23 protein-coding genes are annotated in these 21,544 nt (G+C 46.5%); 10 read left to right on the top strand and 13 right to left on the bottom strand.

Annotation, left to right across the window (positions count from 1 at the left end):
* Positions 1 to 5: 5 nt before the first annotated feature.
* The 4 genes from ZMTM_RS01890 to ZMTM_RS01875 all read right to left on the bottom strand — a co-directional run bounded on the left by ZMTM_RS01890 (position 6) and on the right by ZMTM_RS01875 (position 4,615).
* Entirely contained in the window at positions 6 to 953 is a 948-nt protein-coding gene (locus tag ZMTM_RS01890; RefSeq protein ID WP_221764656.1) for an alpha-E domain-containing protein, read from the bottom strand.
* A 29-nt stretch (positions 954 to 982) separates the two neighbouring features.
* Positions 983 to 2,407, bottom strand: a complete 1,425-nt coding sequence (locus tag ZMTM_RS01885) for a circularly permuted type 2 ATP-grasp protein (RefSeq protein ID WP_221764655.1) — start codon at positions 2,405 to 2,407, stop codon at positions 983 to 985.
* Positions 2,408 to 2,566: 159 nt separating this feature from the next.
* Positions 2,567 to 4,246: an ABC1 kinase family protein gene (locus ZMTM_RS01880; protein WP_221764654.1), complete on the bottom strand. Its 1,680-nt coding sequence runs from the start codon at positions 4,244 to 4,246 to the stop codon at positions 2,567 to 2,569.
* A 33-nt stretch (positions 4,247 to 4,279) separates the two neighbouring features.
* Positions 4,280 to 4,615, bottom strand: a complete 336-nt coding sequence (locus ZMTM_RS01875; protein WP_221764653.1) for a hypothetical protein — start codon at positions 4,613 to 4,615, stop codon at positions 4,280 to 4,282.
* A 189-nt stretch (positions 4,616 to 4,804) separates the two neighbouring features.
* On the opposite strand from ZMTM_RS01875, the gene ZMTM_RS01870 reads away from it, so the two are divergent.
* A complete protein-coding gene (locus ZMTM_RS01870) occupies positions 4,805 to 5,398 on the top strand; it encodes a C40 family peptidase (RefSeq protein ID WP_404804682.1) in 594 nt (197 codons plus the stop codon).
* Between the two features lie 71 nt (positions 5,399 to 5,469).
* Here the strand turns inward: ZMTM_RS01870 and ZMTM_RS01865 are convergent, their stop codons facing one another.
* Together ZMTM_RS01865 and ZMTM_RS01860 are read right to left on the bottom strand one after the other, a co-directional pair.
* The gene (locus ZMTM_RS01865) at positions 5,470 to 5,940 is read right to left on the bottom strand and encodes a ferritin-like domain-containing protein (RefSeq protein ID WP_221764651.1); all 471 of its coding nucleotides are present in this window, start codon (positions 5,938 to 5,940) and stop codon (positions 5,470 to 5,472) included.
* 129 nt (positions 5,941 to 6,069) lie between these two features.
* On the bottom strand, positions 6,070 to 6,360 hold the full coding sequence (locus ZMTM_RS01860; RefSeq protein WP_221764650.1) for a SelT/SelW/SelH family protein: 291 nt from the start codon (positions 6,358 to 6,360) through the stop codon (positions 6,070 to 6,072).
* 161 nt (positions 6,361 to 6,521) lie between these two features.
* Here ZMTM_RS01860 and ZMTM_RS01855 point away from each other — a divergent pair, with 161 nt between their 5' ends.
* From ZMTM_RS01855 to ZMTM_RS01845, 3 genes are read left to right on the top strand one after another with little or no spacing between them, the layout of a single operon-like run.
* The gene (locus ZMTM_RS01855) at positions 6,522 to 7,958 is read left to right on the top strand and encodes a S41 family peptidase (RefSeq protein WP_221764649.1); all 1,437 of its coding nucleotides are present in this window, start codon (positions 6,522 to 6,524) and stop codon (positions 7,956 to 7,958) included.
* Between the two features lie 5 nt (positions 7,959 to 7,963).
* Complete coding sequence (coq7, locus tag ZMTM_RS01850; RefSeq protein ID WP_221764648.1) at positions 7,964 to 8,584, top strand: 2-polyprenyl-3-methyl-6-methoxy-1,4-benzoquinone monooxygenase; 621 nt, start codon at positions 7,964 to 7,966, stop codon at positions 8,582 to 8,584.
* Positions 8,581 to 8,934, top strand: coding sequence for a DUF2322 family protein (locus tag ZMTM_RS01845; RefSeq protein ID WP_225907060.1), 354 nt, complete (start codon positions 8,581 to 8,583; stop codon positions 8,932 to 8,934). The genes coq7 and ZMTM_RS01845 overlap by 4 nt, the downstream gene beginning before the upstream one ends.
* Before the next feature lie 10 nt (positions 8,935 to 8,944).
* Here ZMTM_RS01845 and ZMTM_RS01840 read toward each other — a convergent pair whose 3' ends face one another.
* The 5 genes from ZMTM_RS01840 to bioA form a co-directional block, all read right to left on the bottom strand.
* A complete protein-coding gene (locus ZMTM_RS01840) occupies positions 8,945 to 9,358 on the bottom strand; it encodes a VOC family protein (RefSeq protein ID WP_225907059.1) in 414 nt (137 codons plus the stop codon).
* Positions 9,358 to 9,783, bottom strand: a complete 426-nt coding sequence (locus tag ZMTM_RS01835; protein ID WP_221764647.1) for an OsmC family protein — start codon at positions 9,781 to 9,783, stop codon at positions 9,358 to 9,360. The genes ZMTM_RS01840 and ZMTM_RS01835 overlap by 1 nt, the downstream gene beginning before the upstream one ends.
* Before the next feature lie 27 nt (positions 9,784 to 9,810).
* A complete protein-coding gene (locus tag ZMTM_RS01830; protein WP_225907058.1) occupies positions 9,811 to 10,284 on the bottom strand; it encodes an FKBP-type peptidyl-prolyl cis-trans isomerase in 474 nt (157 codons plus the stop codon).
* Positions 10,285 to 10,379: 95 nt separating this feature from the next.
* Positions 10,380 to 11,777, bottom strand: coding sequence for a D-alanyl-D-alanine carboxypeptidase/D-alanyl-D-alanine endopeptidase (dacB, locus tag ZMTM_RS01825; protein ID WP_221764646.1), 1,398 nt, complete (start codon positions 11,775 to 11,777; stop codon positions 10,380 to 10,382).
* 37 nt (positions 11,778 to 11,814) lie between these two features.
* Positions 11,815 to 13,128 (bottom strand): adenosylmethionine--8-amino-7-oxononanoate transaminase, encoded by a 1,314-nt coding sequence (gene bioA / locus ZMTM_RS01820; RefSeq protein WP_221764645.1) that lies wholly within the window; start codon positions 13,126 to 13,128, stop codon positions 11,815 to 11,817.
* A 217-nt stretch (positions 13,129 to 13,345) separates the two neighbouring features.
* Here bioA and ZMTM_RS01815 point away from each other — a divergent pair, with 217 nt between their 5' ends.
* The 6 genes from ZMTM_RS01815 to ZMTM_RS01790 all read left to right on the top strand — a co-directional run bounded on the left by ZMTM_RS01815 (position 13,346) and on the right by ZMTM_RS01790 (position 19,713).
* Positions 13,346 to 13,681, top strand: coding sequence for a hypothetical protein (locus tag ZMTM_RS01815; protein ID WP_221764644.1), 336 nt, complete (start codon positions 13,346 to 13,348; stop codon positions 13,679 to 13,681).
* A 95-nt stretch (positions 13,682 to 13,776) separates the two neighbouring features.
* Positions 13,777 to 14,352, top strand: coding sequence for an alpha/beta hydrolase-fold protein (locus ZMTM_RS01810; protein WP_221764643.1), 576 nt, complete (start codon positions 13,777 to 13,779; stop codon positions 14,350 to 14,352).
* 124 nt (positions 14,353 to 14,476) lie between these two features.
* Positions 14,477 to 14,767 (top strand): co-chaperone GroES, encoded by a 291-nt coding sequence (groES, locus tag ZMTM_RS01805; RefSeq protein WP_221764642.1) that lies wholly within the window; start codon positions 14,477 to 14,479, stop codon positions 14,765 to 14,767.
* A gap of 61 nt (positions 14,768 to 14,828) precedes the next feature.
* Entirely contained in the window at positions 14,829 to 16,472 is a 1,644-nt protein-coding gene (gene groL, locus ZMTM_RS01800; protein ID WP_221764641.1) for a chaperonin GroEL, read from the top strand.
* A 243-nt stretch (positions 16,473 to 16,715) separates the two neighbouring features.
* Positions 16,716 to 17,222: a DUF4124 domain-containing protein gene (locus tag ZMTM_RS01795; protein WP_221764640.1), complete on the top strand. Its 507-nt coding sequence runs from the start codon at positions 16,716 to 16,718 to the stop codon at positions 17,220 to 17,222.
* A gap of 280 nt (positions 17,223 to 17,502) precedes the next feature.
* Positions 17,503 to 19,713, top strand: coding sequence for a UvrD-helicase domain-containing protein (locus tag ZMTM_RS01790; protein WP_221764639.1), 2,211 nt, complete (start codon positions 17,503 to 17,505; stop codon positions 19,711 to 19,713).
* A 27-nt stretch (positions 19,714 to 19,740) separates the two neighbouring features.
* Here ZMTM_RS01790 and ZMTM_RS01785 read toward each other — a convergent pair whose 3' ends face one another.
* Positions 19,741 to 20,538: a BPSS1780 family membrane protein gene (locus ZMTM_RS01785; protein ID WP_221764638.1), complete on the bottom strand. Its 798-nt coding sequence runs from the start codon at positions 20,536 to 20,538 to the stop codon at positions 19,741 to 19,743.
* 36 nt (positions 20,539 to 20,574) lie between these two features.
* Positions 20,575 to 21,525 (bottom strand): homoserine kinase, encoded by a 951-nt coding sequence (gene thrB / locus ZMTM_RS01780; RefSeq protein ID WP_221764637.1) that lies wholly within the window; start codon positions 21,523 to 21,525, stop codon positions 20,575 to 20,577.
* Positions 21,526 to 21,544 lie beyond the last annotated feature (19 nt).

The following is a 21,544-nucleotide window of genomic DNA, read 5'->3' as shown; positions in this document are numbered from 1 at the left end:
GCGCCTTAAACTTCGGCTGCATTGAAGAAGGTGCGTTGAATCTCGCCACCGAGCCTATTGTTACTTCTCAGAAAGTCAGCCAAAAACTCATGCAGGCCTTGCTCGAAAATAGTTTCCATTTTGCCGTAGCGCAATGACGACAACAACTGCCCTGAAAGACGCTTGCATTCTGTGGGGCGGCGGTCGGAAAGTTGTTGGACGATAGACACGATCTCCTCATAACAAGCATGCAAGGAGCGTGGCATATCACTTCTCAATACCATCATTTCAGCTACTTTTTGCGGGTCAATGGTATCCCTAAACACTTTTTGATAGGCTTGGAACGAAGACACAGAGCGCAATACCGCACTCCAGGCGTAGTAGTCAACACCACCCGTTTCTTCATCTATCGGCTGCAAAATATGATATTTCACATCGAGGATTCTGGCAGTATTGTCAGCACGTTCAATGAACGAACCCAAACGCAAGAAACGGAAAGAGTCATCACGCAACATCGTACCGAAAGAAACGCCTCGGAACAGGTGAGAGCGGGCTTTCACCCATTCACAGAACTCATGCAGACCATTCTTTGAAAAGTCAGCGCCGATGAACTGGCTGAATTCCAGCCAAAGGGTATTGATGCTTTCCCACGTTTCAGAGGTCATGGCAACACGCACTGCACGTGCATTTTCACGCGCGCTACGAAGTGTGCTGTAGATGCTGGATGGGTTATTGTCATCCATCGTCAGAAACTTGATGACATTAGCAGCAGTGCATTCGCCATACGCTTCTTCATAAGCGACAACATCACCACAAATCTGCAAAGCCGGACGCCACAAAGCAGCTTCAGTCTGGTCTGCAGGGTTAGTAATGAGGGACATATTCGCCGTCACATCAAGCACGCGCGCCATATTCTCGGCACGCTCAATATAGCGTGCCATCCAGTAAAGGTGATCAGCGGTTCTACTTAACATTATTAAAACCTCTACACATACATAAGTATTTAGGCATGGTTAAGCACCCATGTATCTTTGGTACCACCGCCTTGCGATGAATTAACCACCAACGAACCATCACGCAAAGCTACACGACACAGGGCGCCAGGCACTAGTGTGACTGCTTTTCCAGACAGCACAAATGGTCGCAAATCAACATGGCGCGGCGCTAACCCCGACTCCACCAACGTAGGGCAGGTAGATAAAGCCAATGTGGGTTGCGCAATATAATTAGAAGGGTTAGAAACAATACGCAAAGTAAATTCTTTAATCTCAGCTTTCGTGGCAGCAGGGCCAACCAGCATGCCGTAGCCGCCCGAGCCTTGTACTTCTTTCACGACAAGCTCAGGCAAGTGCGCCAATACATACTTCAAATCATCCTCTTTACTCAGTTGATAAGTCGGCACGTTGGCAAGGATAGGTTCTTCACCAAGATAATAACGAATCATCTCTGGCACATAGATGTAGATAGCTTTGTCATCCGCCACGCCTGTACCAACAGCATTGGCAAGTGTGACGCCGCCATTCTGATAGACCGATAACAACCCAGGAACACCCAGCATAGAGTCTGCCTTGAATGCCAGTGGATCAATGAAATCATCATCAATACGACGATAAATCACATCGACTTTTTTCGGGCCCTCTGTCGTGCGCATGTACACAGCGTTTTCACGGACGAATAAATCTTGCCCTTCAACCAGTTCAATGCCCATCTGCTGGGCGAGAAAAGCGTGCTCAAAGTAGGCGCTGTTATAGGCGCCAGGGGTCATCAGTGCAACCACTGGGTCTGTTACGCCCGGTTGAGCCACAGCGCGCAGGTTATTCAGCAAGACTTGTGGGTAATGCTCCACTGGGGCGATGGAATAGCGCCTGAACAAATCAGGGAAAAGCCGCATCATCATCTTGCGGTCTTCAAGCATGTACGACACGCCTGAAGGTGTGCGCAGATTGTCTTCCAGCACGTAAAAATCATTCTCGCCAGTGCGCACAATATCAATACCCGCGATATGCGCATAAATATTGTTTGGCACATCTATGCCTTGCATCTCGGGGCGGTATTGCGAATTGGTCAATACAGAAGCGGGCACAATGCCAGCCTTGATGATTTCCTGGTCATGATAAATATCATGCAGAAACATATTCAGTGCTTTAACGCGCTGGATAGCGCCGTCAGAAAGTTTGCTCCATTCGTCAGCCGCCAGTATTCGCGGCACCACATCAAATGGAATCAGGCGCTCGGCACCTGCTGTTTCGCCATACACGTTAAAGGTAATGCCAACTCGGCGAAACAGGAGTTCGGCTTCTAACCGTTTGCTCTCAAGTTGAGCAAGTGGAACATCGCGCAGCCATTCAGCATAGAGTGCGTAAATATCACGTACCGTATCGTTGGCTAGCTGCATTTCATCAAAAGGGCGTTTATTTGCAGTATCCATAGCCTAGTTCCACGCAAAGCGCATGCCAGTAGTTAAATATCAAAATGAATCATCATGTTAGGTAAAATCAAGTTTACAACATGATTAACCCGCACTTATTTAGTGCGGGTTAATAATTTCTCTGCCCCAAAACAATCCTCAACATATATCAGCTGTTGATCAGTCTCGACCTGATCGCCAAATAGAGATCACCAGTAAAAATCCGATACAAAACGCAAAGAAAAACCCAATAAAGCCAAAGGCTGGCAAGCCCAGTATAGTAGGCCCACCTTTCACGGTCATGACAATAGAAGAACCGATAATCAAGGCTGCCACTATCATAGCCATGGTAAGCCTATTGGTGCTGTGATCAAGTTGGTGCCCAAAGTGATCAAGCCGCTTGAGATCGAGATTGATTTTAAGCCTGCCACGGCCTGCTTCTCGCAGCAACATGGATACATCACCAGGCAATCCTGTAATCGAATCAAACAAGCTACTTGCGCCGCGCTTGCCGCGCTTAAACAACGCGCTTGGCATATAGCGATCAATAATGATTTTTTTAACGAATGGGGTTAAAAAGCTGACAATCTGAAAGTCTGGATCTAGCTGGCGACCAAGCCCTTCCAGGGTAATTAAGGCCTTGAACAACATAGTTAAATCTGGCGGAACCGCAAGATGGTTCTCACGCATGATAGTAGTGAGGTCATTCAGCAATGCACTGAAACGTACATGCTTGAGTGGCGCATTATCATAATTACAAATAAACTCATCCACATCTGCGCCCAGTTTGGCTTCGTCCACGTTGGCGTCACCAGACCACACAATCAGAATATCGCGTAAGGCGTCGATATCTCGTGAAACCAGTGCCGCCAACAAATCTGCAATTTCGCCGCGCCTATCAAGCGTAATGCGCCCCACCATGCCGCAATCAATAATCGCGATGCGGTTTCCAGGCAGGTAAAAAAGGTTACCTGGGTGTGGGTCTGCATGAAAAAACCCATCGATCAGCACCATCTTCAATACAGTTTTTGCACCGAGCTCTGCTAAAAGCTTTAGATCCAGACCAGCTATTTTTGCTTCTTCAATCGCATGGCCAGATATGCCATTAATGTGCTCCATTACCAGCACGCCATCGGCACAGTAATCCCAATAGATTTGGGCAAACTTTACATTTTCATCGGTTGCAAAATTTCTGGCAAAGCGTTCGGTGCTTCTGCCTTCCAAGCCCAAATCCAGCTCACGCTTAAGCGATTTTGAAAATTGGGCAATGATCTTGCCTGGTTGAAAACGCCTGACTTCCTCAACTTCAGATTCAATCAGTCGGCCTAAGTGAGACAACAGGCGTAAATCGGCATCGATACTTTCTTGTACATTCGGGCGCCGAATTTTAACCACGACATCGGTACCATCCTGCAATTTCGCGCGGTGTACTTGGGCAATTGAAGCACCCGCGATTGGCACTTCCTGAAAATCCTTGAAGACTTCAAAAGGCGATTTACCAAAGGCTTTCTCAAGCTCGGGCAGTAACTCTTCAAAAGGCACAGGCGGCACTTGATCCTGCAACTTAGAGAACTCAGTAATCCAGTGCGGTGGGAAAATATCTGGTCTGGTCGCAAGTACCTGCCCAAGTTTGACAAACGTAGGGCCTAAATCTTGAATCGCTAAACGCACTCTGACTTCTGGCGGCAAATTCATGATCTCTGGCGGTACATCGGCGCTTAATGCTTTGCCAGCCCAGCCAATAAAGCTGCGCTTGCCCAGACGCTTGGCAATATCATCCCAACCATAGCGCATGAGCACGCCAGTAATCTCGCGTATGCGGCCTAAGTCACGAAAGACAGAAATGGTTTGACGAATCATTAGTATGTGTTGCTTTTGGTATTGTCTGCGCTATTAACGGCTGGCAGATTTAGTGGCACTGAGATGAATGGCATTGGCTTTTTGTTCAATTTTGTTGGCGATTTCATTGAGTTTGCGGCTGGCAAGCAATGCAATTTTACGCTTTGCCTTACTTGTCATTTGGCCAGTCATTTGTTTACTTGTATCTCGCACATGCATGATAGAACTATGTATTTCCTGAGCGAACCCTTTGGCAACCAGCCTCATTCTATGCTTTGCTGAAGTGCCTATCTGCTGCGCATGCTCGGCCAGCGTTTCATGGCCATGATCAGCCTGGTGGATCACTTTATTCAGCACCGCATGCACTGCTTTACTTGCGTTTACTCTCAAATTTAGCCCCGTCAGAGATTGATGTTTGCGCATCGATTGACCTCATGGTTCAGAATTTATCTAGTTTGATTCTACACCATAGATTGTTGCACTTGTTGCTGCCTTGGGCGTTGAATTCAGTTACAGCTAAAATTCATGAACAAAAATAAGGGTTTACAAATAGTACTCAACGCTTTTAGAATGCATTTCATGTTAATACGCCCTACTTTACTGGCCATATTACTCAGCCTGAGTTTGCAAGCTCATGCTGCGGATCGCACTATGGTTCCCAATGGAATGGCCGCTAACAACAGTGATTCAGTAAATAACGATCAAAACGGCCAAGCCAGCGCATCTAGATGGTCTGACACTGTGCAAGAAGTCATGATGAATGCATTAAGCCTGACTGGCATACGCTATACCTATGGTGGCAAAAATCCAGATACAGGCTTTGATTGCAGCGGCTTTGTACGTTATGTATTTCAACAGGCAGCCAGCCTGACTTTACCTCACAGCGCGCGCGCCATCAGCCAGTTAGGGCAATCCGTCTCAATAGATGAGTTGCAACCAGGCGACCTAGTGTTCTTCAACACACTAAAAACAGCGTTTTCTCACGTCGGCATTTATATTGGCGGGCATCGATTTATTCACGCACCCAGCACAGGCGGCGGCATTAGCGTGGTGGATATGGATGATAGTTACTGGGTAAAACGGTTTAATGGCGCAAAACGGCTAGATGAAAAACTGATATCCCCTAAGGATGCAGCGGCCATTAGCGCGGCCAGCAATCAAATGAGTGAGTAACTCGCGCGATCCAAATTAAACTAAAAGCGGCTTAAATGGCCGCTTTTAGTTTATTCAGACTTGGCTATTTATTACTTGTAAAACACACCTACATCGCCAGGTTTGCGCAACATTTTATCAACTTCGCCGATATGCAACTCTTCTGCATAAATCATTTCACGCGCATATTCTTCCAGCATCACTGAATCACCTTCTACTAACTTCAGCAGTTTGCGATAACAATTGAGTGAAGCATTTTCATGCTCGAGCGATTCACGCAAAATATCGCCAATGTCGTGGTTATGCGTTTCAAGCAGTGGGCCTATAGACAATGAAGGATGCCCGCCAAGATGCGTAATCAATTCACCAGCTTTGTTAGCGTGGTCGAGAGATTCCGTGGCTTGCCCCCGTAGCCATGAAACAATCGGTATGCGCGTATATCCATAGACCATCAGCGCATAGTGCGTATAGCGCACCACACCAGCCAGCTCCATCTCAAGAATCAGGTTGAGCGCCTTGATGACGGGGGAATTGTGTTCATCGTGTTTTGGTTTTTTAGCCATGTGTCACCTCACTAGTTTGGTTTAAAAGCGTTGATTGAAAACCCGAGTCTAATCGCTTTAAAAGAATCTTGCAGAACTGCGAATAGTTCACATTTTGAATCTCAAATGGGTTTAGTCTTCGCCCGACTATTATTCGACTTTATCGCTATGTCCCAAGGGGCGGTCTGGATCAATAACATCACGAATCAATTGCTTCAGTTCTTTAGACTCTGGAAAACGACCTTTTTCTTTGCGTGAAAATAGCACCTGCCCATTCAGGCGCACTTCAAAAATGCCACCAGTCCCAGGAACTAGGCTCACGCGGGTAATGTCGTATTCGAAGGTAACAAGTAGCTCCTGTGCCATCCATGCAGCGCGCAATAGCCAGCGACATTGGGTGCAATACTCGATTTCAATATCCGTTAGATTTTTTTGGTTCATTGGGGAAAACCTTTTAATTTATGCCACAAAATAGCTGGCTACTATGCAAATACATGGTAAATAGCGGAAAATAAGCTATTGTTCGATTTATATTTGCATTACTCAATATTTAACTCTACCTCAATCTAATACTTTACCTTCCATTAAGGAACAGTTTCCACATGCGTGCACAACTCAATAAATTTGGCTTAATCGTTGTCAGTATCGCCATGGGCTTCATGCTCAGCCTGACATATTCTGCGATTGCCGATAAAAGCACTGATAAAGATGCCAAATCACAGCCACAATTACCACTGGACGAACTGCGCACATTTGCTGAAGTGTTCGGCAAAATCAAGACAGACTATGTAGAACCAGTCGATGACAAAAAACTCATTACTGAAGCAATCAAAGGCATGGTATCAGGCCTAGACCCACACTCAGACTACTTGGATGCTGATGGCTTTAAAGACTTGCAGGCAGGTACGCAAGGCGAGTTTGGCGGCTTGGGTATTGAGGTGGGAATGGAAGATGGATTTGTGAAAGTTGTCTCGCCGATTGAAGACACGCCCGCATATAAAGCAGGCATTAAAAGTGGCGACCTGATTATAAAACTTGATGACACCGCAGTTAAAGGACTGACCCTGAGTGACGCAGTAAAAATGATGCGCGGTAAGCCAGACACCCCAATCACGCTAACGATATTGCGCAAAGGCGAGCCTAAACCTTTAGTCATCACCTTAAAACGTGCAGCCATCAAAACCCAAAGTGTTAAATACAAATTAGTCGAGCCTGGCTATGCCTACGTTCGCATCACACAATTCCAGGAACATACTGGTGAAGATTTAGCAAAAGCACTGCAAACCCTGCGCGATCAAAATAAAGAACCGTTTAAAGGCTTGATACTGGATTTACGTAATAACCCAGGCGGCTTGCTGAATGCGGCTGTAGGCGTTGTTGCTGCGTTCATCCCCAAAGGTGATTTAGTCGTGTACACCGAAGGCCGTACTGAAGATGCAAAAATGAACCTGACTGCCAATCCTGAAAACTACGTCAGAGGCAGTGCTGATTACTTGCGCAACGCATCGCCAGAACTGAAAACAGTGCCGATGGCTGTGATTGTCAATGGTGGCTCAGCTTCGGCCTCGGAGATTGTGGCGGGCGCTCTACAAGACCAAAAACGTGCAGTTATCATGGGCACACAAAGCTTTGGCAAAGGCTCCGTGCAAACAATATTGCCAATGAATAACGGAACAGCAATTAAACTAACAACAGCGCGATACTTCACACCTAACGGCCGCTCTATCCAAGCGAAAGGCATTGTGCCCGATATTACTGTTGAAGATGCCACGCTAAGCAGCTCTGATTCATCAGGCCTTAATCTGCGCGAAGCTGATTTATCGAATCATTTATCCAACCCTAAAGATGCGAGCGCAAATACACCTGCCACGCCTGTAAAAACACCAGATGCTGCAACCCCTGCGCCAGTGGATAAAGACAAAGCGCCTGCTGACAAAACCAGCGATAAGGCACCACCAGAGCCTGGTAGCAAATCTGACTATCAGTTTAATCAGGCCTTGAATCTACTTAAGGGCGCGCAGATTCTGCAACGCAAATAAGCAAGATGCTAGATCGACTAATCATAGAGTTTGATAAAGGACTGCGTACGCTGTTAGCGGAAGCCCATAGCGCTCGTCAACATCCTGATCATGACTTCGCTGAAGCAACGCTGGAAAGTGCAGAAAAGAAGCATGCTGCTGCATTGATGCGCGTAAACCATAGCGGTGAAGTCTGCGCCCAGGCTTTGTACAGTGGACAATCGCTCACTGCCAAGAACCCTGCTACGGTAGAAGCACTGAAACAAGCGGCAAAAGAAGAAACTGAGCACTTAGCCTGGTGTGAAGAGCGCATTAAATCGCTAGGTGGAAGAACCAGCGCGCTCAACCCGCTATGGTATGCGGGTTCATTTACCATGGGCGCGATTGCTGGGGCGCTTGGCGACAAATGGAATCTAGGCTTTTTAGCAGAAACCGAACTACAAGTTGAAAAGCATTTGAAAAGCCATTTGGACAGTCTGCCTGAACAAGACACGAAGAGCCGAGTCATTGTCGAACAAATGCAAACTGATGAAGCCAAGCACGCAGCAACAGCTTATGAACATGGCGCCGCAGAGTTACCAAAACCGATCAAATCAGGTATGCAATTGATTTCAAAACTAATGACCAAAACTAGCTATTACCTATGAGCAAAGAATCTAGCATCAAACCATTTAGCGAACAGCTGGCGGCCCTGCCCGCCGCAGAACATGTACAAAAAATAGAGCTTATAGCGCTAGATGGTGAAACAACAGCCGTGATTGAAAACAAGCCTGGAAGCCAAGGCTCTATCAAGGTGTATCACCATCTATATAAAAAATATGGCGAAATCAGCGTTGAGGCTGCGAATGAGGGCTTGGGGATTTACGCGGAACATACAGAAGATGCAAAACTCAACGCTGGCAAGCACCCAAATATCGATCGCTTGCTAGCGCTGATTGAAAACAATAGCAGCTTGGCCGTAAAACTATATGACCATGCAGGTTTGCTTAGAGCCTAATCAATTCAGACTATTTTTGGTCTGAAATTGGTGGGTGATATATGAGTTCCAGTAAGTGCCCAACTGGGTCAAGGCAGTAAAAGCCACGCGAGCCATCTCGATGCGTCTTGGGACTTTCGGTGATCTTAATACCGTGCTCCACAAAATATGCATGCCATTGGTCTACGTCTTCAGGGGTTTTTAATACGAAGCCAATATGATCCAAGCGTTGTGTCCCCGACGCCACATAATCAACCCGGTGTAGTGCAAACACATCACCTTGGTTGGTCAAATAGACATTATCAGGATCGGGTTGCCACTCAATCTGCATACCCATCACATTGACGTAAAAATCCACCGCAACTTCAAGCTCTTTGATAAACAAAGCCACATGGCGTATGCCTATCATGCCTTTGGGTGGATTTGTGATTGCCTGGCTAACCATTATGTTGCGCTCGTTTCAACGATTTCAAAATCGTGGGTAATGTTGACTGACTTGCTCAGCATGATAGAAGCTGAGCAATATTTCTCTGCGGATAACTTCACAGCACGCTCTACCTGCATTGGATTCAAACCGTTGCCAGTCACAATAAAATGCACATGGATATTGGTGAATACCTTGGGAATCTCATCAGCACGATCAGCGTGCATCTCAGCCACGCAATCGGTGATTGGCTGACGTGATTTTTTAAGAATCGTGACCACATCAAACGAAGTGCAAGCGCCCATGCCAATCAACAGCATTTCCATCGGGCGCATGCCAAGATTACGGCCACCTGAATCAGGCGCGCCATCAAGCACGACCGCATGGCCAGTTTCTGATTCGCCTACAAAGCAAACATTTTCAACCCATTTGATACGTGCTTTCATTACGACTCCGATAATGACTTTGTGTGATTACTTTACGCCCAGTAGTTCGACATCAAACACTAACGTAGCGTTCGGTGGAATCACGCCACCAGCACCACGTGCGCCATAGCCATATTCTGATGGGATAAGCAGTGTGCGCTTGCCGCCGATTTTCATGCCGACTACGCCTTCATCCCAACCGCGAATCACTTGGCCGCCGCCTAAAAAGAAGTTGAATGGGTCGCCACGATCAACCGAGCTATCAAATTTTTTGCCCTTACCTTCTGGCTGTGCTGGGTCGTAAAGCCAACCTGTGTAATGTACGGTCACGTTAAGTCCAGCTTCTGCTTCGCGGCCTTCGCCAACGACTTGATCGATTTTTGTTAGTTCGGTGATGTTCGTGCTCATTGCGATTTTTTCCTGTTGAGATGAAGAGGTGTTAGTTTTAGAGTCTGCGCTGCATCCACTGGCGGCAAAAACTGCCATCAGCAATGCACTGGTAATAAGCGTAAGGTGTTTCAATGCGCACTCCAACAATGATGGTTAAATGATTGAATCAAGCCCAAGATTATAATACTCGAGCAGTGTTTCTGCGAATGATGGTTAGAGATCGGTGATTATTGCTGTTGATACACCCAGTCAATCAAGGCATCCTGCGCAGCTTTACTTGCAGCGGCTTGCATATCGTTTGCCATAAATACCAATACCCAATATCGGCCTTTGCTATCCAGCACATAACCTGAAATCGCGCCCACCCCGTTAAGCGACCCTGTTTTAAGATGCGCTCGGCCAACTGCGGGGCTATCTTTCAGCCGCTTAGCCACAGTGCCATCTACCGATAATATAGGTAATGACGACATCAACTCTGGCATCACTGGGCTAGCATAAGCATCGAGTAGTAAAGCTGCCATATGGCGCGCCGTAATGCGCTCATTGCGCGATAATCCAGCACCGTTCTCCAGTACCAGTTCATTAAACACCAGGCTTTTAGTAGCGAGCCAGTCACGAATAGTTTTATCGCTCTTCGCTGCCTCAGCTGGTGCGCCCTGCTGCTCTGCGCCTAGCGTCAGGAATAATTGACGCGCCATCAGGTTATTGCTGTATTTATTGATGCGTCGAATCACATCGGCCAGTGCAGGCGAATCTGCCTGTGCGATTTTATTAGCCGTCACTGGCACAGTAATCTGTTTGACATCACCCTGAATCTTGCCACCTAGCTGCTGCCAAATCGCACGAAACAGGCCAAAAGTATAATGCGCATCATCCAGCAAACTCAATTCCATATATTTTTCACCGCAGCTACTGGCATAGCTACCACTGAAAGTCACCGTGGTTTTTTCTATCTGGTAACTGACTTTATTTTTCCATTCACCACAATCGCCTGGTTTCAACTGCACACGGTTAACTACTTTAACCTCTGGCAGGTTCGGCTCCATCGTGATCAACACCTGCGGGTTACTGCCCAAACTAATCGTCTGGAATTTAAAACTGCTGGCTTTTAAATTAAGCAACAAGCCATTGGGTAAGGCGTTATAAGCACGGTAGGCCTCACCATCAAAATCGGCACTATTGGCAATATTGGGCGAGAAGTAAGAAGCATCCAGCAATAAATCACCGCGGATATCTTTAATGCCCATCTGGCGCAGATTATTGAGCAGACGCCATAAATCTTCTGCCATAAAAGCAGGGTCGCCATAGCCCTTAAGAATCAGATTACCCTGCAATACACCATTACTTAATGTGCCATCCATATAAACATCGGTATGCCAACGATAAGCTGGGCCGAGCAAGCTAAGCCCCGCATAAGTGGTTAGTAATTTCATTGTGGAGGCTGGGTTCAGCGGTTGGTCTGCCTGATTGCTGATAAGGGGTGCAGTCATATCAACACGCTGCACAATCACGGAGACGTGATCTTGTGGAACACCCGCTTTTTGCAGTGCATCTGCAACGCTGTCAGGCAAAGCGGCCTGTGCAGAAATTGCAGCAAAAAGTAAAAACAGAGTGAATATGCGCATGATGGTTTCTAGGTAAGCAAAACGAGGAGCGCTCTGATTAAACAAAATTTTGTAACGCCGCTTGTGTGTGAGTCAGCATATAGTCAATTTCTTCTTCGCTAATCGTGTACGGTGGCATCCAGTAAACGGTATTGCCTATTGGCCTCAGTAGCAGACCGCTTTGAAGCGCCTGCGTATAAAAATGCTGCCTGAACAGCACCTGTTTTTCAGGCGCATAATCTGTATCAAATGCCCAAACCATGCCGCGATGGCGCATGTGCTTGATAGGCAAATCTACAAACTTACCAAGTTGGGTATTCAGGTATTGCGCCTTTAAGCGATTACTCTGCAGCACTTGTTCTTGCTCAAAAATATCCAGCGTTGCCAAAGCGGCACTGCAAGCCAGCGGATTACCTGTGTAACTATGCGAATGCAAAAACCCTCGCGCAATACTGTCATCGTAAAAGGCTTGATAAATAAGGTCTGTCGTTAGCGTGACTGACAAAGGCAAATAGCCGCCAGTAATGCCTTTTGACAGGCACATAAAATCAGGCAAAACCTCAGCCTGCTCCATCGCAAACATAGTGCCTGTCCGGCCAAAACCCACTGCGATTTCATCTGCGATTAGATGCACTTCATATTTTGTACATATTTCTCGCGCACGTTGCAGATAGATGGCGTGATACATACCCATGCCTGCAGCGCATTGAATCAAAGGCTCAACGATCAAGGCGGCCAATTCGGCGTGATGCTCTGAAATATAAACTTCCAGCTCAGCCGCGCACCTTAAAGCATAGGCTTCTGCGCTCTCACCGGCCTCTGATAAACGCCAGTCAGGCGATGGCATTTGCGTACTTTGTATCAATAATGGCGCATAGGTGTCTTTGAAAATCGCTACATCCGTCACGGATAGCGCACCCAATGTTTCACCGTGGTAACTGTTTTGCAGGCTGATGAATTTAGTCTTGCCCGCTTTACCAACATTACGCCAATAATGAAAACTCATTTTCAGGGCAATCTCAGTCGCAGAAGCGCCATCAGACGCATAGAAACAATGCCCAAGACCTGTTAATTTCGATAAGCGCTCCGATAACTCCACCACTGGCTCATGCGTGAAGCCAGCAAGTATCACATGCTCCAGGGTATCCAATTGCTGCTTGATAGCATCTTTGATTTTGGGATTATTGTGCCCAAACAGATTCACCCACCATGAGCTGACTGCATCAAGATAACGCTTGCCATCCACATCGTACAACCACGTGCCTTCGCCACGCGCAATTGGCACCAACGGCTGCGTTTCATGCGCTTTCATCTGGGTACAAGGGTGCCAGACCGAGGCAAGACTTCTATTTAATAAATCCTGATTCTTCATTGCGGTTTGTTCATTTACTTTTAAGAGGCAATTACATCGTGCGATTAGTGACAGTTAAATGAATTCTACAGGGCATTTGTTGTTTGGAATCACACTTTAGATTTATGCTTACCGTCGGAAACTAAGATAACTAGTCTTTAAGAGTACTTTTCCGCAGAATGTCCGCTATCGGGGAATCGAGCCATTAATTATTAACTTCCGTAAATCAAGGAATTCTGTGCCAAAAAATATTAAATCTATTGTGATTTTCTTCGTTCTAGCTTGTTCTATTTTTTATATGTTTATGCAGCTTGGGCACTATGTAGGAAAGAAAAAATTAGAAACCCAGTATCCATTGGTTTCGTCATTGATTGGTGAACCTGCTGATTGGGATAGTGAAGAAAAAGAGCTTATGGCCTATTTACTCCCAAAATGTAAAGCAGAGAATGAATCTGGCAATGCCGAACGCATGAAATCATGTTGGGAGGGTCGGGCTGCTGCTATAACAGATGGGGGCAAGTCGACCAAAATATTAAATGCTTTGTTAGACAAAAAATTGATAAATAAAAAATGAATAAATTTTTAATATTACGAAAAATAAATGTCTGATAAGTAGCTACCCCTAAAAACAACTTACCAACAGCCCCTCAAAACTAGATGAGAAATTTAATGGAAAACTTCAATTTCAGTGGGATTGAGCGCTTACCTAAATCAGGTGAAGTAGAGCAGCTATTTATCCTGATGCATGGCGTTGGCGGTTCGCCAGCTAATTTGATGCCTCTCGTGAACAAATTAAGAGATGTATATTCTTCCGCAGCATTCCTTTTACCAGAAGGCACTTATCCTTTTGATGGTGGTGGTTCAGGTCGGCAATGGTTTTCTATTAAAGAAGTGACTGAAGAAAACCGCTATACCCGCGTTGAGAATGCGCTACCAGCACTCCATGAGCTTGTGGTTGCTGCACAAGAGCGATTCAAGGTGAACCAACAAAACACAGTGCTGGGTGGATTTTCTCAGGGGGCGATTATGTCCCTTGAATATAGTGTTGCGCATGATGACATGGTGGGGAACATATTGGCGTTTTCAGGCCGCTTTACCAAGCTACCAACAAAGGCGCCAGCATTCACCCAATTACATCTATTTCATGGGCAAGAAGACAATGTGATGCCAGTCAGCCATTCTTTGGCCGCGCTCGAAAATTGTCTATTAGGACTTGAAAACTCAGGGTGTTGCCCTTATTATTAGCACTCTAAGCACTAGAGTGCTAAAACTGTGTTGTCTGCTTAATTTTTTATTCAAAAATAAGCATGGCAACAAAGAATTCGTAATTAAAATTTGATGTTAAAACTAACCAACAAGGAGAGTACTCATGGCAATTCGTCCATTGCATGACCGCGTTATTGTAAAGCGCCTGGAAGAAGAACGCACCACCGCATCTGGCATTGTGATCCCTGACACAGCCACCGAAAAACCTGATCAAGGCGAAATTCTTGCTGTTGGTCCAGGCAAAAAAGATGATAACGGCAAACCTATCGCGCTTGATGTAAAAGTTGGCGACAAGGTATTGTTCGGCAAATACGCAGGCCAATCCGTCAAAGTGAATGGCGAAGAAGTATTAGTACTGCGTGAAGAAGACATCTTGGGTGTTGTTGAAGCCTAAGCGCTTTCAACGGACTTAATCCATAGCAGTTATCCATAAGTTAAGAATTTAGGAGATCCACATGTCAGCAAAACAAGTAATTTTCGGCGATGAGGCACGTGCCAAAATCGTTAATGGTGTGAACATTCTGGCTAACGCCGTTAAAGTAACACTGGGCCCTAAAGGCCGTAACGTAGTGTTGGAGCGTTCTTTCGGCGCCCCAACCGTGACAAAAGATGGCGTTTCAGTGGCTAAAGAAATTGAATTAAAAGACCGCCTTGAAAACATGGGCGCGCAACTGGTTAAGGAAGTTGCTTCTAAAACTTCTGACAACGCAGGTGACGGCACCACTACCGCTACTGTATTGGCTCAAGCTATCGTTCGTGAAGGTTTCAAGTACGTAGCTGCAGGTTTTAACCCAGCCGACTTGAAGCGCGGTATTGATAAGGCTGTGATTGCCATCGTTGAAGAAATCAAAAAGATTTCAAAACCAACAACCACCAGCAAAGAAATCGCTCAAGTTGGTAGCATTTCAGCCAACTCTGATTTCCATATCGGCCAGATCATTGCTGATGCCATGGACAAAGTAGGTAAAGAAGGTGTGATTACTGTTGAAGATGGTTCAGGTCTGGAAAATGAACTGGACGTAGTTGAAGGTATGCAGTTTGACCGCGGTTACCTATCACCATACTTCATCAACAACCCAGAGCGTCAAATCGCTTTGCTGGAAAACCCATTCGTACTATTGTTCGACAAGAAAATCTCAAACATCCGTGATTTACTGCCGACACTAGAACAAGTCGCTAAGTCTGGCCGTCCATTGCTGATCATCGCTGAAGATATCGAAGGCGAAGCTTTGGCAACCCTGGTTGTGAACAACATCCGCGGCATTCTGAAGACTGTTGCTGTTAAGGCACCTGGTTTCGGTGACCGTCGCAAAGCCATGCTGGAAGATATAGCTATCTTGACCGGCGGTACAGTGATTGCTGAAGAACTTGGCTTGAAGCTTGAGAATGTGAAGCTGGAAGACTTGGGCCAGGCAAAACGTATTGAAGTGAACAAAGACAACACCATCATCATTGATGGCGCTGGCGTTGAAAACAACATCAAAGTACGTATCGACCAAATCAAGAAGCAAATCGAAGAAGCTAGCAGCGATTATGACCGTGAAAAACTGCAAGAACGCGTAGCCAAGTTGGCTGGTGGCGTTGCTGTGATCAAGGTTGGCGCTGCTACCGAAATCGAAATGAAGGAAAAGAAAGCCCGCGTTGAAGATGCATTGCATGCAACACGTGCAGCAGTTGAAGAAGGTATTGTTCCAGGCGGCGGTGTTGCCCTGTTACGCGCCCGTTCAGCTATCAAGGAACTCAAAGGCGACAATCCTGATCAAGATGCTGGCATCAAGATCGTATTGCGCGCGATTGAAGAGCCTTTGCGCCAAATCGTTGCCAACGCTGGTGACGAACCATCAGTAGTGGTTAACAAAGTACTTGAAGGTACAGGCAACTATGGTTACAACGCGGCCAACGGCACCTATGGTGACTTGGTTGAACTTGGCGTACTTGATCCAGCTAAGGTAACTCGTTCAGCATTGCAAAATGCAGCTTCAGTTGCTTCACTGATCCTGACTACCGATGCATTGGTAGCAGAACTGCCTAAGGATGACGCACCTTCTATGGGTGGCGGTGATATGGGCGGTATGAGTGGCATGGGCGGTATGATGTAGTTTTTGAATCATTGCAGCATGCCGACCATCCAAAAGAAGGCGCGGTATGATGTAATTTTCGACAATTATCGAAAGAGAAAGTCGTAAACAAAAAGCCCCGCAATGCGGGGCTTTTTGTTTGTGCATGAATAATAGAATTGGATACCTAATAAGGCTTTGAACTATCAATCAAGGATAACAATCTATTTGTTAGGTGGAATCTAAAAAGAGTACCATCATTTATTTACGCACTGAGATATCAATATGCGATCAATCAAACCAATCATCATCATGCTAGGGCTTTTGCTTGCTAGCTCATATGCCCACGCTGGCATTACCAAATGGACAGACGCCGATGGCAAAGTGCACTACTCAGACCAACCTGCCCCAAAAAATGTAAAAGCAACCAATATCACTATTGAAGACCCAATACCCGTTGCACCTGATGCTCAGAAAAAGTTGCAGTCTTACCAGAATGTGATTGAAGAAGGGCGCAAAAAACGCCAACTGGAACAGCAGCAGCAAGATGAAAAAGCAGCAAAAGAAGCTGCAGATAAAAAAGCAGCAGCTGCCGCCGCAAAACTTGCAGCAAAAGAAGCGGCTAAAAAGGCAGAAAATGATGCTGCGCAAGGGAATGCAAATGCTGGGTTAACTCTTGACCCAAAAGATCCAGGCTACCTTAAACCAGACGCAGCAGGCTATACAGGTTATGGCAATTATTCTGGTTATACGCCTTTGGCTGCACCTGCCGCTCCAGCCGCAACACCTTAGCCAATAAAATCTAGTTTTAGTGAGCGCTGCATATCTTGCGGACAAAAAAACCCCCGATTAAAGGGGAGTAAAATCGGGGGCATAGTAAAGCCTTATAAGATAAGGCTTCCCGCTCAGGGAGGAGAAGCGGGAGACGATTTCTCATCTGCAAGTAAGACGTTCGTATTACCCTATAGTTCATAAAAATTCCCCACTTTACATAGTCTTACAAACCTTCACATTCAAGACCAAATCTGTTACTAAATGTTCTCAAGCCATGCATGACCTGCGATAATTAGGCATGACAGATCAAACCACTGCACCCCACACATACGCAACCAGTAGCGACTCTCTACTTGCTGGCCTAAACAACAAACAACTTGAAGCAGTTACGCTGCCAAACCAATCCGCACTGATCTTGGCAGGGGCTGGTAGTGGCAAAACACGTGTACTAACAACACGTATTGCGTGGTTGATCCAGACTGGACAGATTTCACCAAACGGTTTGCTAGCGGTAACTTTTACCAATAAAGCCGCTAAAGAAATGTTGACGCGACTAACGACCATGTTGCCGATCAATACCCGCGGTATGTGGGTGGGCACTTTTCATGGCTTGTGCAATCGTTTATTGCGTGCACATCATCGCGAAGCCTTATTGCCAGCCACTTTCCAGATTCTGGATACCGCGGATCAACTCTCTGCCATCAAGCGCGTGATGAAATTGATGAACGTGGATGATGAGAAATTTCCACCCAAGCAGGTGCAAGGCTACATCAATAGCTGCAAGGATGAAGGCATGCGCGCGCATAGCGTGGATGCCTACGACCCACACTCGCAAAAGCTACGTGAAATCTTTGAAGAATACGATAAGCAATGCCAACGCGAAGGTGTAGCTGATTTTGCCGAGCTGCTTTTGCGCTGTTATGAACTGCTGGAACGTGACGCCAATATCCGCCAGCATTACCAGAACCGCTTTAAATACGTGTTGGTGGATGAGTTTCAAGATACCAATCGTTTGCAATACCAGTGGCTCAAACTACTTGCTGGTCACGCACAAGGTAATCAGCGTAACTGCATATTTGCGGTGGGCGATGATGACCAATCCATCTATGCATTCCGTGGTGCGCGCGTTGGCAATATGCGCGACTTTGAGCAGGATTTCGCGATTGAGAATATCGTAAAACTGGAGCAGAACTACCGTTCTCACAGCAATATTCTCGATGCCGCCAATGCCATCATCACGCACAACCGTAATCGCTTGGGCAAGAACTTATGGACGTCCGCTGGCGCTGGCGAACCCGTGCGCGTGTATCAAGCTTATAACGACATTGATGAAGCAAATTTCATCGTGGAAGAAATCCAGTCTCTGCATCGCGATGGTGTTGATTTAAGCGACATTGCCATGCTCTACCGCTCGAACGCGCAATCGCGCGTCATTGAACATGCGCTTTTCTCAGTCGGGTTACCTTACCGTGTATATGGTGGCTTACGCTTTTTTGAGCGCGCCGAAATCAAACACGCACTGGCTTATATGCGCTTGATGGCCAATCCAAATGACGATACTGCGCTACTACGTGTCATTAACTTTCCCACACGTGGCATAGGCGCACGCAGCCTAGAACAACTGCAAGAAGTTGCCCGTCAGAATGACACCAGCTTGTGGGAAGCGGCCTTGCTCAACACAGGGAAAATTGGCAGCTTTGTCACCCTCATCAAGCAAATGCAGGAAGAATCTATTGGCATTAGCTTGCCAGAAGTGGCTGAACTAGCCACCACCTTATCGGGCTTGAAAACTTTTTATCAAGGTGAAAAAGAGGGCGAGGACCGTATCGCAAACTTGGAAGAACTCGTCTCCGCTGCTACTGCATTCATGAATCAAGACCTTGGCCTGCGCATTGAGCAAAGTGATGTCGATGAAAATGGCGAAATTGTACAATCGTTACTCACCCAGTTTTTAGGCCACGCAAGCCTTGAGGCAGGCGAACACCAGGCAGATGTCGGGCGTGATGCACTGCAACTCATGACGGTGCATGCCGCCAAAGGCCTTGAGTTCAAAGCAGTATTTATCAGCGGGCTAGAAGAAGGCTTGTGCCCGCACGAGCAAAGTTTGTATGAGGCGAATGGGTTGGAAGAAGAGCGCCGGCTGATGTATGTGGCAGTCACGCGTGCACGTGAAAGACTGTATTTGAGCCATGCGCAAAGCCGTATGTTGCATGGCCAAGTACGCTATGGCATTCCTTCACGCTTTCTTGATGAAATCCCTGAAGAACTATTAAAACGCCTGAACGCGAAACCTGTAGCAAAACCATTCTTCCAGACTGCCAGCAGCAGTAGCGAACAAAAAAGCGCCATGCCTTGGAAGATCGGCCAGCAAGTCGGCCATGGCAAGTTTGGGCAAGGCGTGGTGGTGAGCTATGAAGGCAATGCCGATGATTTGCGCATACAAATCAATTTCGGCAAAGAGGGCATGAAATGGCTGGCGCTGGAATATGCGAAGCTTGAAGCGCTCTAAACTAAAGCCTAGCTCTTCCGCTGATGACTATGCCGTAGTATCGATTTTTGCCACATTCGCGAATTTTTTCGCGAACACATCTCGATAGCTGACGTATTGAAATGCCAGCATCATTGCAGTGGCGACTAGGAAACAGTTAAGCAAAGTCAGTGATGCCAACACTAGCGCAAAAGGTTGCGAAATGGCCGCAACAATGCCCACGACCACGCCAATCAACATCATAGCCACTGAAAATGCCAGCGTGAGAAACAGCCAGGCAAACCCCAGTGACAAGGCGCTATATAGTGAGCCAGCGATACTGGATTTGATGGCGCGGAATACTGAAAAATTGTGGTGCACTATCAGCATCGGCGCAAACCAGGTAGCCATCAATAATGGCGCCAACAAAAGTAATATTTTGAGCATCAAAGGCAATACTTTGGTCGCAATCGCTTCATTCTGATCGCCGGCTTTGATCATGGCATTTAAGGTATTTAAGTCGCCACTGGTAAATCCACTTACCAATACACCATAAAGCAGACAAATCGCACCGAGCAACACCAACTTGGCGATATAAGGCTGTATGTATTTGATGAGTGTTTCAAGCTTGAATGGCTGAGACTTATCAAGCTCAAGAAAAAACGTAATCACTAGCACCATGTAAGCTGGCCATGCCAACATAATCATCAGCTTGAGCAGGGTTGGCATGCCTTGTATCGCAGGGGTGACGATAAACAGAAATACATAAGAGAGCGCCACCAGCATGCACATGGCAGGCTTTTTTCTAAACAAGGCTACGCTATCTTTTATCCAGAGCAAGCCTTCTTTCATACTGTCTTTAAACATAGTTTCCCCTGAATTCCGATACTTTTATTGATACTGTTATACCCACAATGTAGCCAAACTAGCTTGCTCATTGATCCGTTTTTGTAAAATCTTTTGAAAGTGCGCAGGGTCTTTGGCGTGCGTTAATTCACCCACATTAGGAAAGTGAAAATCATATAGGCGCGACAACCAGAACCGTAGCGCTGCACTCATTAGTTGGTTTGGCCAGGCTTGATGCTCAAGCTCGGTAAGCGGACGTACAGCATGGTAGGCTTTTAGCAAAGCGACTGTCAGCTCAGCATTCAAGCTACCATCTTCATTTGTGCACCAATCATTCACCGCAATCGCTACGTCATATAACAGTACATCATTACAGGCATAGTAAAAATCGATCACGCCGCCCATTTGTTCGCCATCGAACAACACGTTATCGCGGAACAAATCCGCGTGAATCACCCCTTGTGGCAGGCCATCAAGCGATTGATTGGCCTCCGCACTCAGCGCGCTTTCAAGCAGCGCACGATCTTGAGCAGTCAATAAATCAATCAACTTATTGCCAGTTGTGAGCCGCCAATTGGCACCGCGCGGATTTTCCATATTGGCGGTGAAAGACTCGCCTGCAATATGCATCGCGGCCAATACTCGCCCAACTTCTGCACAATGCACAGCGCTTGGCACTTCAAGTGAGCGCCCCTTGAGGCAACTGACCAAGGCGGCAGGCTTACCATTGAGCTCGCCCAAACTATTGCCAGCAATATTACGCACTGGCGATGGGCAAAGTACTTGATGTTGCGCAAGATGCGCCATCAGGTCGAGAAAATAAGGGAGTTCCTCAGCTGTATTCGCCTCAAACAGAGTCAGGACATAACGTCCTGTACTTGTTGTCACAAAGTAATTGGTGTTGGTAATACCAGAGGCTATGCCCTGCAAATCTAGCAGTTCACCCAACGGATAAGCTTTCAACCATTCGCTGAGCTGTTGTGGCGTAACCGTGGTAAATACAGACATAAAAGATTCAGTGCAGATA

Origin of the sequence: Methyloradius palustris (assembly GCF_019703875.1) — a bacterium.
GTDB classification, from domain to species: Bacteria; Pseudomonadota; Gammaproteobacteria; order Burkholderiales; family Methylophilaceae; genus Methyloradius; species Methyloradius palustris.
The sequence above is the reverse complement of the archived record's forward strand: the minus strand, read 5'-3'. Positions and strand labels throughout refer to the sequence as shown.